This window comes from Halomonas sp. SS10-MC5, assembly GCF_015992245.1.
Classification (GTDB): domain Bacteria; phylum Pseudomonadota; class Gammaproteobacteria; order Pseudomonadales; family Halomonadaceae; genus Halomonas; species Halomonas sulfidoxydans.
The window spans coordinates 554,975-569,782 of sequence record NZ_CP065435.1 but is presented as its reverse complement, the minus strand read 5'-3'; the positions used below and the strand labels follow the sequence as shown (position 1 = coordinate 569,782).

Below are 14,808 nucleotides of genomic sequence, written 5' to 3'. Positions count from 1 at the left end.
AGGCGGTAAATGATCTAGAGCAGCTCGAGCTGCCCCTTGAGCGGGGCGAAGGAGCGGCGATGTTCGGGCAGCGGCCCGAGGCGCTCCAGTGCAGCCAGGTGCTCGGGCGTGGCATAGCCCTTATGGCGGGCGAAGCCGTAGTCGGGAAACAGGCCGTCGAGCGCCACCATCTGGGCATCGCGCGCCACCTTGGCGAGTATCGAGGCGGCGGCGATAGCCGGATGGCGGGCATCCCCCTTGACGATCGCCTGGCCGGGAACATGATGCCCGGGGAGGCGGTTGCCGTCCACCAGCAGGTATTCCGGCGCCAGCGGCAGGGCGTCGATCGCCCGGCGCATGGCCAGGTGCGTGGCGTGGTAGATGTTGAGTTCGTCGACCTCGGCATGCGTGGCCTCGGCCACGGCGAAGGCCAGCGCCTTGTCGCGGATTTCGGTATCCAGCGCCTCACGCCGCTGCGGCGTGAGCTTCTTGGAGTCGGTCAGCCCCGCGATGGGGCGCAGCGGATCGAGGATTACCGCCGCTGCCACCACCGCGCCGACCAGCGGCCCACGGCCCACCTCATCGACACCGGCGAGCAGATGGCCCTGGTAGTCGATCACCAGCGGGGGAAACGGACAGTCACTCATGTCTCTTCTCTCCCTTTCGGCGTTCGTTCGGCCGGCCGCGTGGCGCTCACCACCAGGGACTCATCGCTGGACAGCTCGGTCGGCAGCGGGCGCCCCGCCACCACGGCCTCGATGGCCTCGGCCGCCCGGGCGCTGGCGTTGCGCTGCAGTCCGGCATGCAGGGCAGCGAAGCGCGCCTCCAGGCGGGCGCGAGCCTCGTCATCGTCGAGCATCGACCCGACATGCGCGACGATCGCCTCGGGCGTCGCGGCGTCCTGGATCAGCTCCGGCACCAGCGACGCCTGGGCGATCAGGTTGGGCAGGGAGATCCACGGCGTCTTGACCAGACGCCGGGCCAGCCAGTGGGTCAGCGGCGCCATGCGGTAGGCCACCAGCATCGCGCGGTGGCACAGCATCGCCTCGAGCGCCGCCGTGCCCGAGGCCAGCAGCACCGCGTCGCTGGCCACCATCGCCTGGCGCGCCCGGCCGTCGAGGAGCGTGACCCGCCCCGCCAGCGTCGGGCGGGTGGCCAGCAGGCGCTCGAGTTCCTCTCGGCGCAGCGGTGTTGCCGCCGGGATCACCACCCGTAGCGTGGGTCGCTCCCGGCACAGCCGCTCGGCGGCGTCCAGGAACGTCACGCCGAGAAAGCGGATCTCGTTGGCCCGCGAACCCGGCAGTACGGCCAGCACCGGATCGTCTGGCGGCAGGCCGAGCTCGTCACGCACACCGGCGCGATCGCTGACCAGCGGAAGCTCGTCGGCCAACGGATGGCCGACGAAGGCCACCGGCAGACGATGCCGCTCGTAGAAGGCGGCCTCGAAGGGCAGGAAGGTGAGCATGGCGTCGACTGCTTGCGCGATGCCCTTCACCCGGCCCTGGCGCCATGCCCAGACCGTCGGGCTGACGTAATGGACCGTGGTGAGGCCCGCCTCGCGCAGCTGGCGCTCGAGGCCGAGATTGAAGTCGGGGGCGTCGATGCCGATCATCACGTCCGGCTGCCAGGCCAGGGCATCGGCGCGCAGGGCTCGCCGCACCCGTACCAGCTCGGGCAGATGCTTGAGCACCTCCACTAGCCCCATGACCGAGAGCGTCTCGAGCGGGAAGCGGCTGTCGATGCCCTCGGCAATCATGCCCGGGCCCCCGATACCGCGGAACTGCACCTCGGGATGGCGCGCCTTCAGCGCGCGCATCAGGCTCGCCCCGAGCAGGTCGCCGGACATCTCGCCGGCGACGATATAGACACGCGCAAGCTTGCTCATATCAGACCCGTTGCGAAGCCGCGTCAGCGTATGATGCCGCGTGTCGAGACCTCGATGGACGCGGCGAAGGCTTCAGTTTCGGCCAGAGAGTAGCGGCGGCGGATCTCCTCCAGCGCCTGGGCGATGGTCAATCCCTGACGATAGACCAGACGGTAGCACTCGTTCAGCGCCTTGATCGCCTCGGTCGAGAACCCGCGCCGCTTGAGCCCTACCTGGTTGAGTCCGTGCACCCGGGCCGGATTGCCGTTGATCATGACGAAGGCGGGGGTGTCCTTGGTGATGATCGAACCACCGCCGGCCATGGCGTGATCGCCGAAGTGGCAGAACTGGTGGATCGCCGACAGCCCGCCGAGGATGGCGAAGTTGCCCAGGGTCACATGCCCCGCCAGGGTCGCCTGGTTGGCCAGCACGCAGTCGTCGCCGATGACGCAGTCGTGGCCGACGTGCACATAGGCCATGAACAGGTTGCGCGAACCGATGGTGGTCTCGCCGCGATCCTGGGCGGTGCCGCGATGCAGCGTCACGCATTCACGAATGACGTTGTCGTCGCCCATCACCAGGCGCGTCGGCTCGCCGGCGTATTTCTTGTCCTGGCAGTCCTCTCCCACCGAGGCGAACTGAAAGATGCGGGTCCGCGCCCCCAGCACGGTCGGCCCCTTGATGACCACGTGCGGACCGATGCGGCTGCCGGGACCGATCTCGACGTCGGGCCCGATCACGCTGAAGGGACCGACCTCCACATCCTCGGCCAGACGTGCCCCGGGGTCGACGATGGCAGTGGTATGTATCAAGAAACCTTCCTCTCCGCACAGATGACGTCGGCCTCGCAGACCAGCTCGCCATCTACCGTAGCACGACAGGCGAACTTCCAGATGCCGCGCTTTTCACGCTCGACCTTCGCCTCCAGCCGCAGCCGGTCTCCCGGCATCACCGGCCGCTTGAAACGCACGTTGTCGCTGCCCACGAGGTAATAGACATAGCCGTCGGCCGGCAGCTTGTTGACGGTCTTGAAGCCGAGGATGCCGCAGGCCTGCGCCATCGCCTCCAGCACCAGCACACCGGGCATGATCGGGTGGTGCGGGAAGTGGCCGTTGAAGAACGGCTCGTTGATGCTGACGTTCTTGTAGGCAACGATGGCTTCGCCAAGGCTCAGCTCCGTCACCCGGTCGATCAGCAGGAACGGGTATCGGTGCGGCAGGTATTCGCGAATCTCGTTGATGTCCATTACCATCGTAGCGACCTCTGAAATGAAGTAGGGAAGCCATTGCGAGCGCGGCGCGCGTCGCCCGGGCTTCCCGCAAGAACACCTGCATCAGGCAGGCGGAATTATAGCGCCGCCCGATCCTGTCTCAACCCTCCCGGCCGCGCTTCTCGAGGCGCGCCAGGCGTCGGGCGAAGTCATCGAGCTGCTTGAAGCGCACCGCATTCTTGCGCCACAGGGCATTGGTCATGGCCCCGGTGCCCGAGGAGTAGACGCCCGGCTCGTGAATCGAGTTGGTCACCAGGCTCATGCCGGTGACCTGCACCCCGTCGCCGATGGTGAGGTGGCCAGCGAGCCCCACGCCGCCGCCCAGCATGCAGTTCCTGCCCACCCGGGTGGAGCCGGCGATGCCGACGCAGCCGGCCAGTGCCGTGTGGTCGCCGATGCGCACGTTGTGGGCGATCTGCACCTGGCTGTCGATCTTCACGTCGTTGCCGATCACGGTGTCGTCGAGCGCGCCGCGGTCGATGCTGGAGCAGCTGCCCACCTCGACGTCGTCGCCCAGCACCACGCCGCCGAGCTGGGCGATCTTGTGCCAGCGACCACCGTCGTGGGCGAAGCCGAAGCCATCGGCGCCGATCACGCAGCCGCTGTGCAGAATGGCCCGTGCCCCGACGACCACGCCATGGCAGACGGTGACGTTGGGGTGCAGCCGCGAGCCCGCACCGATGCGCGAGCCCGCGCCGATGAAGCAGCCGGCGCCGACCACCACCTCGTCGCCCAGCTCCACGCCGGCTTCGATCACGGCATTGGGGCCGACCTCGACCCGCTCGCCCAGCACCACGTCATCGGCCACCACGGCCGCGGGGTGGATGCCTCCCCGCGGGGGGGCCAGGATCGGGTCGAACAGCTGCGACAGCTGGGCGTAGCCTAGGTAGGGGTTTGCCAGTTCCAGACGCGCCACCGGGCAGGCGGCGGCATGCTCGGGCTGAAGCAGCACGGCACCGGCCCGGGTTGCCGAGAGGTCCTTGAGGTAGGAGCGGTTGGCCACGAAGGCGACCTGATCGGGACCGGCCTCCCTCAGGGTGGCCAGGCCCCGGACCCGGCGGCCACCATCGCCCTCCAGGTGGGCGCCGAGCCGCTCGGCCAGTTCGGCCAGGGTGAATTCGCGAGTAACAGGGTGCTTCATGGAAACCCGTATCGACAGCGTGCGGCAGAAGCTGCCGCAATGATCAGTTGAGAGAATTGAGGATTTCGATCACTTCGTCCGTCAGGTTGGGCAGCTCCTGCTCGGCGTGCAGCACGCCCTGGGGCTCCACCAACACCTCGACGCCGTGGCGCTCGATCACCTGGCCAACCGCCTCCTCCAGCTTCGGCTCGGCCTGCTGCAGGAACTCCTGCTCGGCGCGCATCTGCTCCTCCATGATCTGCTGGCGCAGCTGCTCGAAGCGGCCGCCCTTCTGTTGGAACTCCTGGATCAGCGACTGGCGCTCGGCATCGGGCAGGCTGTCGCCCTCCTGCTGCAGCCGCTGCTGCAGCTGGGACAGCTCCTGACCCAGCGACTGGGCCTCCTGTTGCTGGCCGGACAAGCGGCTCTCGAGGTCCTGCATGGAGCGCTGGGCGGCATCGGAGGCGAGCAGCGCACGGCGCCAGTCCAGCAGCGCGACTTCGGCCGAGTGAGCCGGTACGGCCAGGACGGCAAACAGGCCCAGGCAGAGAATGGCGGTCAACTTGCGCATGCGAAATACCCTCTTGGCAGGCCGGCTCAGAACGTCTGGCCCAGCGAGAATTGGAAGAACTGGGTGTCGTCGCCGCTCTCGTCGTTGAGCGGCTCGGCAATGCTGAAGGTCAGCGGGCCGACCGGAGTGAGCCAGGAGAGCCCCACGCCGATGCTGTAGCGCAGCTCACCCAGGTCGACGCCCGACGAGCAGCGCGAGGGACCGTCGCCCTCCACCACCGGATAGCAGCTGGTCAGGAAGGTATTGCCGGCGTCGACGAAGAAGCCGGTCTGCAGCGAGCGCTGGTCCTCGATGAAGGGCAGCGGAAAGAGCAGCTCGGCGCTGCCTTCGACCAGGATGTTGCCGCCCAGGGTGCGGTCGCGTCCGGATTCGCGCGGCGTGGTGCGCTCGCCCAGGGTATTGGCGGTAAAGCCGCGCACCGACCCCAGGCCACCGGCGAAGAAGTTCTCGTAGAACGGATAGGGATCGCTGCCGATACTGTCGGCGTAGCCCAGGGTGGTGCCGAACTTGAGCGCCCAGGTCTCCTCCTCGTTGAGGGCGAAGAGCTGCTGGGCACGCGCGCGCAGCTTGTAGTAGTCGGCGTCGCTGCCGGGCGCCGCGGTCTCCAGCGACACGCGCTGATAGTCGCCGGAGGTCGGCATGATGCCGCGGTTGAGGTTGTTGCGGGTCCAGCTCGCGGTGAGCTTGAGGCTCTGGGCGTTGTCGCCCTGCTCGTCGACGTAGCGCACGATTTCCGAGGCGGTGTCGCGATAGGTCTTGACCGTCAGGTCCTCGACGCTGGCGCCGAAGTTGAGCCGCGACAGCTCGCTGACCGGGTAGCCGAAGTTGATCCCCGCGCCATAGGCGTCGGTGGAGTAGGTCGAGATGTCCGAATCTTCGTAGTCGGTCTCGCGGTAGAACAGGTTGTAGCCACGCGAGATGCCGTCCAGCGTCCAGTACGGATCGGTGAAGCCGAAGTTGACGCTGGTGAAGGTGTCGCTGCGCTGGGCGCCGATGTTGACGCGATTGCCGGTACCCAGGAAGTTGTTCTGGGCCAGCGCCGCGCCGTAGATCACCCCGGCGCTCTGGGAGAAGCCGATGCTCGCCGAGACCGAGCCGGAGGGCTGCTCTTCGACGGTATAGGTGACGTCGAGCTTGTCGGATTCGCCAGCCACCGGCTGGGTCTCCACCTCGACCTGACGGAAGAAGCCCAGGCGCTCCAGGCGGCGGCGTGACTGGCTGATCGATTCGGTGGAAGCCGGCGCCCCCTCCATCTGGATCATCTCGCGGCGCAGCACCTCGTCCTGGGTGGTGGTGTTGCCGATGAAGTTGATGCGGCGTACGTAGGCGCGGCGCCCCGGATCGACGCTGAAGGTGAGGTCGACCGTTTCGCCGTCGGCGCGCGGCTCGGGCACGCCCTCCACCCGGGCGAAGGCGAAGCCCTCGGCGCCCAGCCGCGAGCGCAGCGCCTCGGTGGAGGCGGTGACGTCGCTGCGCGAGAAGATATCGCCGCTCTCCACCTGCAGCAGGCCGCGCGCTTCGCGCTCGGAGATCTCGAGATCACCGGCGAAGCGAATATCGCCCAGGCGGTACTGGCTGCCCTCGTCGACGTTGACGGTGACGAAGATCTGCGACTTGTCGGGGCTGATCGAGACCTGGGTGGAGGTGATGTTGAAGTTGACGTAGCCGCGGTCGAGGTAGAAGGAGCGCAGCCGCTCCAGGTCGCCGGCCAGCGCCTCACGCGAGTATTCGTCCTTCGAGAACCAGCCGAAGAAGCGCCCGGGGCGATCGTTGAGCTCGAACACCTCGCGCAGCTCGTCGTCGTCGAACTGGCGGTTGCCGACGATGTTGATCTGGCGAATCTTGGCCACCGCGCCTTCGTTGATGTCGATGTCGACCTGGACCCGCCCCTCGTCGATCTCGCGCACGCTGGTCTCGATGCGGGCACTGTAGCGCCCCTGGGCCTGGTAGACCCCCTCGAGCTCGCGCTGGATGTCCTCGAGCGTCGAGATCTGCAGCACCTGGCCCTCCGCCAGCCCGCCTTCGCGCAGCCCGCGACGCAGGTCCTCCTCGGAGATCTTGCTGTTGCCGGTGATGTTGAGCCGCGAGATGGTCGGCCGCTCGACGACCTGGATGACCAGCACGTTGCCGTCGCGGGCGAGCTGAATGTCCTCGAACAGGCCGGTGGCGAACAAGCTGCGGGCCGCCTCGGCCAGCTCACGGTCATCCACCTGATCACTCGCACTGATGGGGAAGGCGTTGAAGACGGAAGCGGCGGAAACCCGCTGCAGCCCCTCCACGCGAATGTCGGATACTTCGAAAGATTCGGCCAGCACCGTACTGGAACCGGCCAGCAGCAGTGCCGCCAGTCCGAGGGTCTTGATATTCATGCAGTCGCTTCGCTCGCGTTGATCCGCCTGCCTGTCCAGACAGGCACCATATACATATGTGCGGGTGACTGACAAGGCAGAGCGAAGCTCTGCCTCCCTGTGCCCCTGTGGGGCGCTTGCTACCAGAGACGCATCAGATCGAAATAGAGGGCCATCAGCATCAGCATGCCGACCAGCGCCAGACCGATCCGCAGCCCGAACGCCTGGGCCCGCTCCGACACCGGCCGGCCGCGCACCACCTCGACGAGATAGTAAAGCAGGTGGCCACCATCAAGTACCGGAATCGGCAGCAGATTGAGCACCGCCAGGCTGATCGAGAGGTAGGCCAGGAAGCTGACGAAGCTTTCCAGCCCCGTGCGCGCCGTATCCCCCGCCATCTGGGCGATGGTGATAGGCCCCGAGAGGTTGGTCGGCGAAATCAGCCCCACCAGCATCTTGCGGATGGCATCCAGGGTCAGCAGCGTCATCTCGCCGGTACGGCTCATGGCCTGCCCCACCGCCGCCACGGGACCGTAGCGAATCTCGCGGCGGAACTCCTCCGGCCATTCGGCCGCCTCGACGCCGGCGCCGACATAGCCGATCGCCGCCCCCGTCTCGAGCTCGCGCTCGCCCGGCACCAGGGTCAGGGCGAAGCGCTCGTCGCCGCGCGCGACCTCCAGCTCCAGCGTCTCGCCGGGGCTGGCACGCACCACGCTGACGAAGTCCATCCACTCCTCGACCGCGCTGCCGTCCACGGCCAGTATCCGGTCGCCGGGGCGCAGCCCCGCTTCGGCGGCGGGCTCGCCGTCGATCACCTGGCCCAGCACCGCGGGGATGCTCGGCTGCCAGGGAGTGATGCCGAGGGTGGCCAGCGGCTGGGGCGGCTCCTGGCGCACCAGGTAGTCCTCCACCGGCAGGCGATAGTCACGGGGGTCGGCCGCGGCGTCCTCGCGGGCCTGAAGGGTGAGTTCCCCGCTGTAGCCGATGGCGGCGATCAGGCGCAGGTTGATCTCGTCCCAGGAGCGCACCTCGCTCCCCTGCACTGCGACGATTTCCTGGCCCGGCTGCAGGCCACCGCGGGCCGCCGGCGAGCCGGGGGCCACCTCGCCCACCACCGGCGCCACCGTGGAGGTGCCGGCCACGAACAGCGCCCAGTAGGCGACGATGGCGAGCAGGAAGTTGGCCAGCGGCCCCGCCGCGACGATGGCGATGCGCTGCCATACCGTCTTGCGGTTGAACGCCTCGTGGAGCTGGTCGCCGGGCACCGGCGCCTCGCGCTCGTCGAGCATCTTGACGTAGCCGCCGAGCGGAACCGCCGCCACGGCGAACTCGGTCCCATGCCGATCGACACGGGACCAGATCGGCTTGCCAAAGCCGACCGAAAAACGCAGCACCCGGACACCGCAGCGGCGTGCCACCCAGTAATGGCCGAATTCGTGGAAGGTGATCAACAGGCCCAGCACCACGATGACGGCCAGCACGTTCTGGATCAGGCCCAAATCAGTCTCCTCGAAAAGTCACGACGCCGTCGGCGAATCGGCTCAGCGCCCTTGCAGCCTCTCGCGCGCCGCCTGGCGCGCCCGGGCATCGGCGCCGAGGATGGTTTCCAGGTCCCCGCCGGCTTCGACCGGCAGCGCTTCCAGCACCTCCGCCACGAGCTCGCCGATGCCCGGGAAGCTCAGGCGCCCCGCCAGGAAGGCATCGACGGCCACCTCGTTGGCGCCGTTGAGCACGGCCGGCGCCGTGCCTCCCGCCTGCATCGCCTCGCGCGCCAGCCGCAGGCACGGGAAGGCCACCTCATCCGGCGCCTCGAAGTCGAGCCGCGCGACCCGGAACAGGTCCAGCGCCTCGACGCCGGCCGCGATGCGCTCCGGCCACGCCAGGCCGTAGGCGATCGGCGTGCGCATGTCCGGGTTGCCCAACTGGGCCAGCACCGAGCCGTCGCTGTAGGCGGCCATGGAGTGAATCACGCTCTGCGGGTGCACCACCACCTGAATCTGCTCAGGGCGGGCGTCGAACAGCCAGCACGCCTCGATCAGTTCCAGCCCCTTGTTCATCAGGGTGGCGCTATCCACCGAGATCTTGCGCCCCATCGACCAGTTGGGGTGGGCGCAGGCCTGCGCCGGCGTCACCGTGGCCAGGCGCTCCGACGACCAGCCGCGGAAAGGCCCACCGGAGGCCGTCAGCAGCAGTTGGGTCACGCCATGGCGGGAGAGGCCGCCGCGGTGTTCGGGTGGTAGACACTGGTAGATGGCATTATGTTCGGAGTCGATCGGCAGCAACGTGGCGCCGTGGCGCGCGACGGCGTCCATGAACAGCGCCCCGGACATCACCAGCGCCTCCTTGTTGGCCAGCAGCACGCGCTTGCCGGCGCGCACCGCGGCCAGCGTCGGCAACAGCCCCGCGGCACCGACGATGGCGGCCATCACCACGTCCGCCTCGGCGGCGCTGGCGACCTCGACGAGCGCCGCCTCGCCGGCCCGTACCTCGGTCGCCAGGCCCGCCCCGGCCAGCCGCTCGCGCAGCCAGGCGGCGTCGTGCTCCTCGTCGAGCACGGCCAGGCTGGGCCGATGACGCAGGCACTGGGCCAGCAGCGCCTCGCGCGAGCGATGCGCCGTCAGCGCATGCACCCGGTAGCGCTCGGGATGGCGTGCGACCACGTCGAGCGTGCTGGTGCCGATGGAGCCGGTGGCGCCGAGTACCGTGACGCCCTGCTGCCGAAACGGACCGCTCATGTCACAGCATCCCGGTGGAGAGCAGTGCGAACAGCGGCACCGCCGCGGTCAGGCTGTCGATGCGGTCGAGTACGCCGCCGTGCCCGGGCAACAGGTTGCTGGAGTCCTTGATGCCGCGAAAGCGCTTGAGCATGCTCTCGAGCAGGTCGCCGAGCACCGAGACCAGCGTCACCCCCGCGGTCACCACCATGAGCCCCAGGCCAGCGGCCACGCCCAGCCCCTGCCACACGGCGAACAGCAGCGCCAGCAGCAGGGTCACGGCCACGCCGCCGGCCACGCCTTCCCAGGACTTGCCGGGGCTCACCCCCGGCGCCAGCTTGCGCCGGCCCCAGGCGCGCCCGCAGAAGTAGGCGCCGATATCGGCGCCCCATACCAGTAACAGCACGTAGAGCAACCACACGCCGCCGCTGTCGCGCAGCACGTTGAACCCGACCCAGGCCGGCAGCAGCACCCACAGCCCCATGGCCAGCCGCGCGGCCGTCGAGCCCCACTGCTCGCGCTTCGCCGGGTAGTGGACGACCCAGTAGAAGTTGATCGCCCAGCCGGCCACGGCGAGCCACAGCGGCCATACCGCCAGCGCCGCGCCGAGCCACCACAGCAGCGTCATCAGCACGGCCAGGACACCCACCAGCGTCAGGCGGCGGCTCGTCTCGGCCACCCCCGCGAGGTTGGTCCACTCCCAGGCGGCCAGCAGCACGACGAGGCCGGTGAAAGCGGCAAAAGGCCCTCCCGAGAGGCCGAACAGGCCGGCCAGCATCAGCGGCGCCAGCCATGCCGCCGTCACGATCCGCTGTCTAAGCACCCTTCGCCTCGATCTGTTCGTCGGTCATGCCGAAGCGACGCTGGCGCCGGCAGAAATCATCGATCGCCATGTCGAAGGCCTGGCCGTCGAAGTCCGGCCACAGCAGCGGCGTGAAGTAGAGTTCGGCGTAGGCCATCTGCCACAGCAGGAAGTTGGAGATGCGCTGCTCGCCGCTGGTGCGGATGCACAGGTCGATCGGCGCCTCGTCGCCCAGGCACAGCTCCCGCTGGAAGACGTGCTCGTCGATGGCGTCGGGCTCGAGCTCGCCGTGTGCGACACGCATGGCCAGGTGTCGCGCGGCGTTGACGATGTCCCAGCGGCCGCCGTAGTTGGCGGCGACGACGAGGTGCAGGCCGGTATTGTCGCGGGTGAGCTCTTCGGCCCGCACGATGTACTTCTGGATCGAGGAAGAGAAGGCGCTGCGATCGCCGACGACCGAGAGCCGGATACCGTTGTCATGCAGCTTTCTCACCTCGCGCTTGAGCGCGATCAGGAACAGCTCCATCAGGGCGCGCACCTCGGCCTCCGGGCGGCGCCAGTTCTCGCTGGAAAAGGCGAACAGCGTGAGGGTCTGGATGCCGCGCTCGGCGGCCCGGCGAATGACCGCTCGCACGGCCTCGACGCCGGCACGGTGACCACGAATGCCGGACAGCCCGCGTGCTCGCGCCCAGCGATTGTTGCCGTCCATGATGATCGCCACGTGTCGCGGCAGGTCGTCGCCGGGGGGCTTCGGTGGCATCTGCGATGCGGAAGTCTGCGCTGACGTCATGATGTCTCGCAATGGGAATGGAAGGACCAGGCGGCGTCGCTGCGGGCGCCGCCCGGCGCTGCTCAGACCTGCATCAGGTCGTGTTCCTTCACTTCGAGCTGCTTGTCGATCTCGCCGATGTACTTGTCGGTCAGCTTCTGGATCGCCTCTTCGGCGCGGTGCTGCTCGTCCTCGGAGATCTCCTTCTCCTTGAGCAGCGCCTTGATGTCGTTGTTGGCATCGCGACGCACGTTGCGCACCGCCACGCGAGCGTTCTCGGCCTCGGCGCGCGCCTGCTTGATGTAGCCCTTGCGGGTCTCCTCGGTGAGCATCGGCATCGGCACGCGGATCACGTTGCCGGCACTCGCCGGGTTCAGGCCCAGGTCGGAAGTCATGATCGCCTTCTCGATCTTGGGCACCATGTTCTGCTCCCAGGGCACCACGGAGAGAGTGCGGGCGTCCTCGACGTTGACCGATGCGACCTGGTTGAGCGGCACCTGACTGCCGTAGTACTCGACGGTGACCGAGTCGAGGATGCTGGAGTGAGCACGCCCGGTACGGATCTTGTTGAAGTTGGCATGAAGGGCGTCGAGGCTCTTCTTCATGCGACTCTCAGCATCTTTCTGGATGTCATTGATCACGGTATCAACCTCTGTCTATCAGCGTGCCTTCCTTGCCGCCCACCACCAGGTTCAGCAGGGCGCCCGGCTTGTTCATGTTGAAGACGCGAACCGGCATGTCATGGTCCCGCACCAGGCAGATAGCGGTCAAATCCATGATGCCGAGCTTTTGATCGAGCGCATTATCGTAGCTCAGATGATCGTACTTGACCGCATCGGCATGTTTCACCGGGTCCTTGTCGTAGACGCCGTCCACCTTGGTGGCCTTGACCACCACGTCGGCATCGATCTCGATGCCGCGCAGGCAGGCCGCGGAGTCGGTGGTGAAGAAGGGGTTGCCGGTACCGGCGGAGAACAATACCACGTCTCCCGAGGTCAGGTAGCGGATGGCGGTACGCCGGTCGTAGTGCTCCACCACGCCGCTCATGGGAATGGCGGACATGACGCGTGAGCGGATATTGGAGCGCTCCAGGGCGTCGCGCATGGCCAGGGCGTTCATCACCGTGGCCAGCATGCCCATGTGGTCGCCGGTGACCCGGTCCATGCCGGCCGCGTTGAGCGCGGCGCCGCGGAACAGGTTGCCGCCGCCGATGACGATGCCGACCTGCACGCCGATGCCCACCAGCTGACCGATCTCCAGCGCCATGCGATCGAGCACCTGGGGATCGATGCCGAAGTCGTGTTCGCCCATCAGCGCCTCGCCGGAGAGCTTGAGCAGGATGCGCTTGTACTTGGACTTGTCGCTGCGGGTCTTGGCGGGGTTATCGACGTGATCGAGCGTGGACATGGCATCTCTCCTGGGCGCAAGGGGATCAAGCAACTCTACTACAGCCGACGCGGGGGCCGGATACGAGAAGGCGTGCGCTCGCGCGCACGCCATTCTCGAGCTGGAACCTCTGACCTTAGCGACGGCCAGCCTGTTCCATGACTTCCTTGGCGAAGTCGACCTCTTCCTTCTCGATGCCCTCGCCCACCTCGAAGCGGGTGAAGCCGATCACCTCGCCGCCGGCGGCCTTGACGAACTCGGCCACGGACTGGTTCGGGTCCTTGACGAAGGGCTGCTCGGTCAGGCTGTTCTCGGCCAGGTACTTCTTCAGGCGGCCTTCGACCATCTTCTCGGCGATCTGCTCGGGCTTGCCGGCCATGTCGGGCTGGGCCAGGATGATCGCCTTCTCCTTGTCGAGCTGCTCCTGCGGCATGTCCTCGGGACGCGCCACGGCCGGGTTGATCGCGGCCACGTGCATGGCGACGTCCTTGGCCACCTCGGCGTTGCCGCCCTTGAGCACGGTGAGCACGCCGATACGGCCGCCGTGGACGTATTCGCCCACCAGCGCGCCTTCCGGCGCCTCGACCACGGCGCAACGACGCACGCCGATGTTCTCGCCGATCTTCTGCACCAGCTGCTCGCGAGCGCTCTCGAGGGCGCCCTCCATCACCGCGGCGACGTCTTCGCTCTTGGCGGAGAAGAAGGCGTCGGCGACCTGGTCGGCGAAGGCCTTGAAGTTGGCATCGCGGGCGACGAAGTCGGTCTCGGAGTTGATCTCGACTACCACGCCGTAGCTGCCGTCCTCGGCGACGCGGGTCGCCACGGCGCCTTCGGCGGCGGTACGGCCGGCCTTCTTGGCGGCCTTGAGGCCGGAGCTCTTGCGCAGGTTCTCGATGGCGACCTCGATGTCACCATCGGCTTCGGTGAGCGCCTTCTTGCACTCCATCATGCCGAGCCCGGTACGCTCGCGCAGTTCCTTGACCTGGGAAGCGCTGATCGCTGCCATGGTATTCACCTCTCGATAAGTGGAACCCGGGTAGGTTCGACCTGGGAATAAGGGCGCCGGACCCGTGGGCCCGGTGCAATCCCGCTCCGCCGCAGCGGAGCGGTGGCGGGCGGCCGCCTGGGCTGGCCGCCCGCCCGGGCCAACAGCGCCGGCCCGGGCGACTCGCCGTTACTCGGCAGCGGCCGCCGCGTCGCCGCTCTCACCCTCGGTGACCTCGACGAACTCGTCGGGACGGCCTTCCTTCGCCCGCGCGCAGGCGTCGGCGATCGCCTTGACGTAGATCTGGATGGCACGGATGGAGTCATCGTTGCCGGGGATCACGTAGTCGACGCCGTCCGGATCGGAGTTGGTGTCGACCACGCCGATGACCGGGATGCCGAGCTTGTTCGCCTCGTTGATGGCGATGCGCTCGTGGTCGACGTCGATCACGAACAGCGCGTCGGGCAGGCCGCCCATCTCCTTGATGCCGCCGATGGAGCGCTCGAGCTTGTCCTGCTCGCGGGTCGCCATCAGGACTTCCTTCTTGGTCAGCTTCTCGAAGGTGCCGTCCTCGCGCATGGTCTCGAGGTCGCGCAGACGCTTGATCGACTGACGGATGGTCTTGTAGTTGGTCAGCATGCCACCGAGCCAGCGGTGGTTGACGAAGGGCATGCCGACGCGGTTGGCCTCTTCCTTGATGATCTTGCTCGCGCTGCGCTTGGTGCCGACGAACAGGATCTTGTTGTTGGCCGCCGCCATCTTCTCGACCACGTCGATTACCTCGTTGAGGGCCGGCAGGGTGTGCTCGAGGTTGATGATGTGGATCTTGTTGCGGGCGCCGAAGATGAACTTGCCCATCTTCGGGTTCCAGTAACGGGTCTGGTGACCGAAGTGTGCGCCCGCCTTGAGCAGGTCGCGCATGTTGACATGTGCCATGGATGACTCCTGAAAATCGGGTTAGGCCTCCACGCACCCCATGGATCCGACCGCCGGGCTAGAC

At 67.6% G+C, this 14,808-nt stretch carries 15 protein-coding genes; all 15 read right to left on the bottom strand.

What is annotated here, in order from left to right; translation table 11 throughout:
* Nucleotides 1-14: 14 nt before the first annotated feature.
* The 15 genes from rnhB to rpsB all read right to left on the bottom strand — a co-directional run bounded on the left by rnhB (nt 15) and on the right by rpsB (nt 14,744).
* On the bottom strand, nt 15-626 hold the full coding sequence (gene rnhB, locus I4484_RS02655) for a ribonuclease HII (protein ID WP_197449498.1): 612 nt from the start codon (nt 624-626) through the stop codon (nt 15-17).
* Nucleotides 623-1,864 (bottom strand): lipid-A-disaccharide synthase, encoded by a 1,242-nt coding sequence (gene lpxB, locus I4484_RS02650; protein WP_197449497.1) that lies wholly within the window; start codon nt 1,862-1,864, stop codon nt 623-625. Before lpxB ends, rnhB begins: the two co-directional genes overlap by 4 nt.
* 23 nt (nt 1,865-1,887) lie before the next feature.
* Nucleotides 1,888-2,655 carry an acyl-ACP--UDP-N-acetylglucosamine O-acyltransferase gene (gene lpxA / locus I4484_RS02645; protein WP_197449496.1) on the bottom strand — a complete coding sequence of 256 codons (768 nt, stop codon included), beginning with the start codon at nt 2,653-2,655 and terminating at the stop codon, nt 1,888-1,890.
* Nucleotides 2,652-3,095, bottom strand: a complete 444-nt coding sequence (gene fabZ, locus I4484_RS02640) for a 3-hydroxyacyl-ACP dehydratase FabZ (RefSeq protein ID WP_197449495.1) — start codon at nt 3,093-3,095, stop codon at nt 2,652-2,654. Before fabZ ends, lpxA begins: the two co-directional genes overlap by 4 nt.
* 118 nt (nt 3,096-3,213) lie before the next feature.
* On the bottom strand, nt 3,214-4,254 hold the full coding sequence (lpxD, locus tag I4484_RS02635; RefSeq protein WP_197449494.1) for a UDP-3-O-(3-hydroxymyristoyl)glucosamine N-acyltransferase: 1,041 nt from the start codon (nt 4,252-4,254) through the stop codon (nt 3,214-3,216).
* Between the two features lie 43 nt (nt 4,255-4,297).
* On the bottom strand, nt 4,298-4,804 hold the full coding sequence (locus I4484_RS02630) for an OmpH family outer membrane protein (RefSeq protein WP_197449493.1): 507 nt from the start codon (nt 4,802-4,804) through the stop codon (nt 4,298-4,300).
* A gap of 26 nt (nt 4,805-4,830) precedes the next feature.
* Nucleotides 4,831-7,173 (bottom strand): outer membrane protein assembly factor BamA, encoded by a 2,343-nt coding sequence (bamA, locus tag I4484_RS02625; RefSeq protein ID WP_234283627.1) that lies wholly within the window; start codon nt 7,171-7,173, stop codon nt 4,831-4,833.
* Between the two features lie 119 nt (nt 7,174-7,292).
* Nucleotides 7,293-8,651: a sigma E protease regulator RseP gene (rseP, locus tag I4484_RS02620; RefSeq protein ID WP_197449492.1), complete on the bottom strand. Its 1,359-nt coding sequence runs from the start codon at nt 8,649-8,651 to the stop codon at nt 7,293-7,295.
* Between the two features lie 42 nt (nt 8,652-8,693).
* Complete coding sequence (gene ispC / locus I4484_RS02615) at nt 8,694-9,887, bottom strand: 1-deoxy-D-xylulose-5-phosphate reductoisomerase (protein ID WP_197449491.1); 1,194 nt, start codon at nt 9,885-9,887, stop codon at nt 8,694-8,696.
* A gap of 1 nt (nt 9,888) precedes the next feature.
* Complete coding sequence (locus I4484_RS02610) at nt 9,889-10,689, bottom strand: phosphatidate cytidylyltransferase (protein WP_197449490.1); 801 nt, start codon at nt 10,687-10,689, stop codon at nt 9,889-9,891.
* Entirely contained in the window at nt 10,682-11,428 is a 747-nt protein-coding gene (gene uppS, locus I4484_RS02605; RefSeq protein WP_197450895.1) for a polyprenyl diphosphate synthase, read from the bottom strand. Before uppS ends, I4484_RS02610 begins: the two co-directional genes overlap by 8 nt.
* Nucleotides 11,429-11,520: 92 nt before the next feature.
* Nucleotides 11,521-12,078 carry a ribosome recycling factor gene (frr, locus tag I4484_RS02600; RefSeq protein WP_197449489.1) on the bottom strand — a complete coding sequence of 186 codons (558 nt, stop codon included), beginning with the start codon at nt 12,076-12,078 and terminating at the stop codon, nt 11,521-11,523.
* A 4-nt stretch (nt 12,079-12,082) separates the two neighbouring features.
* Nucleotides 12,083-12,844, bottom strand: coding sequence for a UMP kinase (pyrH, locus tag I4484_RS02595; RefSeq protein WP_197449488.1), 762 nt, complete (start codon nt 12,842-12,844; stop codon nt 12,083-12,085).
* A gap of 115 nt (nt 12,845-12,959) precedes the next feature.
* Nucleotides 12,960-13,829: a translation elongation factor Ts gene (gene tsf / locus I4484_RS02590; RefSeq protein WP_197449487.1), complete on the bottom strand. Its 870-nt coding sequence runs from the start codon at nt 13,827-13,829 to the stop codon at nt 12,960-12,962.
* Nucleotides 13,830-13,997: 168 nt separating this feature from the next.
* Entirely contained in the window at nt 13,998-14,744 is a 747-nt protein-coding gene (rpsB, locus tag I4484_RS02585) for a 30S ribosomal protein S2 (RefSeq protein ID WP_111412877.1), read from the bottom strand.
* Nucleotides 14,745-14,808: the final 64 nt, after the last annotated feature.

Coding starts and splice junctions, on each gene's coding strand:
- rnhB (WP_197449498.1), bottom strand. CDS start 626: ATGAGTGACTGTCCGTTTCCCCCGCTGGTGATCGACTACCAGGGCCAT.
- lpxB (WP_197449497.1), bottom strand. CDS start 1,864: ATGAGCAAGCTTGCGCGTGTCTATATCGTCGCCGGCGAGATGTCCGGC.
- fabZ (WP_197449495.1), bottom strand. CDS start 3,095: ATGGTAATGGACATCAACGAGATTCGCGAATACCTGCCGCACCGATAC.
- lpxD (WP_197449494.1), bottom strand. CDS start 4,254: ATGAAGCACCCTGTTACTCGCGAATTCACCCTGGCCGAACTGGCCGAG.
- I4484_RS02630 (WP_197449493.1), bottom strand. CDS start 4,804: ATGCGCAAGTTGACCGCCATTCTCTGCCTGGGCCTGTTTGCCGTCCTG.
- bamA (WP_234283627.1), bottom strand. CDS start 7,173: ATGAATATCAAGACCCTCGGACTGGCGGCACTGCTGCTGGCCGGTTCC.
- ispC (WP_197449491.1), bottom strand. CDS start 9,887: ATGAGCGGTCCGTTTCGGCAGCAGGGCGTCACGGTACTCGGCGCCACC.
- uppS (WP_197450895.1), bottom strand. CDS start 11,428: ATGCCACCGAAGCCCCCCGGCGACGACCTGCCGCGACACGTGGCGATC.
- pyrH (WP_197449488.1), bottom strand. CDS start 12,844: ATGTCCACGCTCGATCACGTCGATAACCCCGCCAAGACCCGCAGCGAC.
- tsf (WP_197449487.1), bottom strand. CDS start 13,829: ATGGCAGCGATCAGCGCTTCCCAGGTCAAGGAACTGCGCGAGCGTACC.
- rpsB (WP_111412877.1), bottom strand. CDS start 14,744: ATGGCACATGTCAACATGCGCGACCTGCTCAAGGCGGGCGCACACTTC.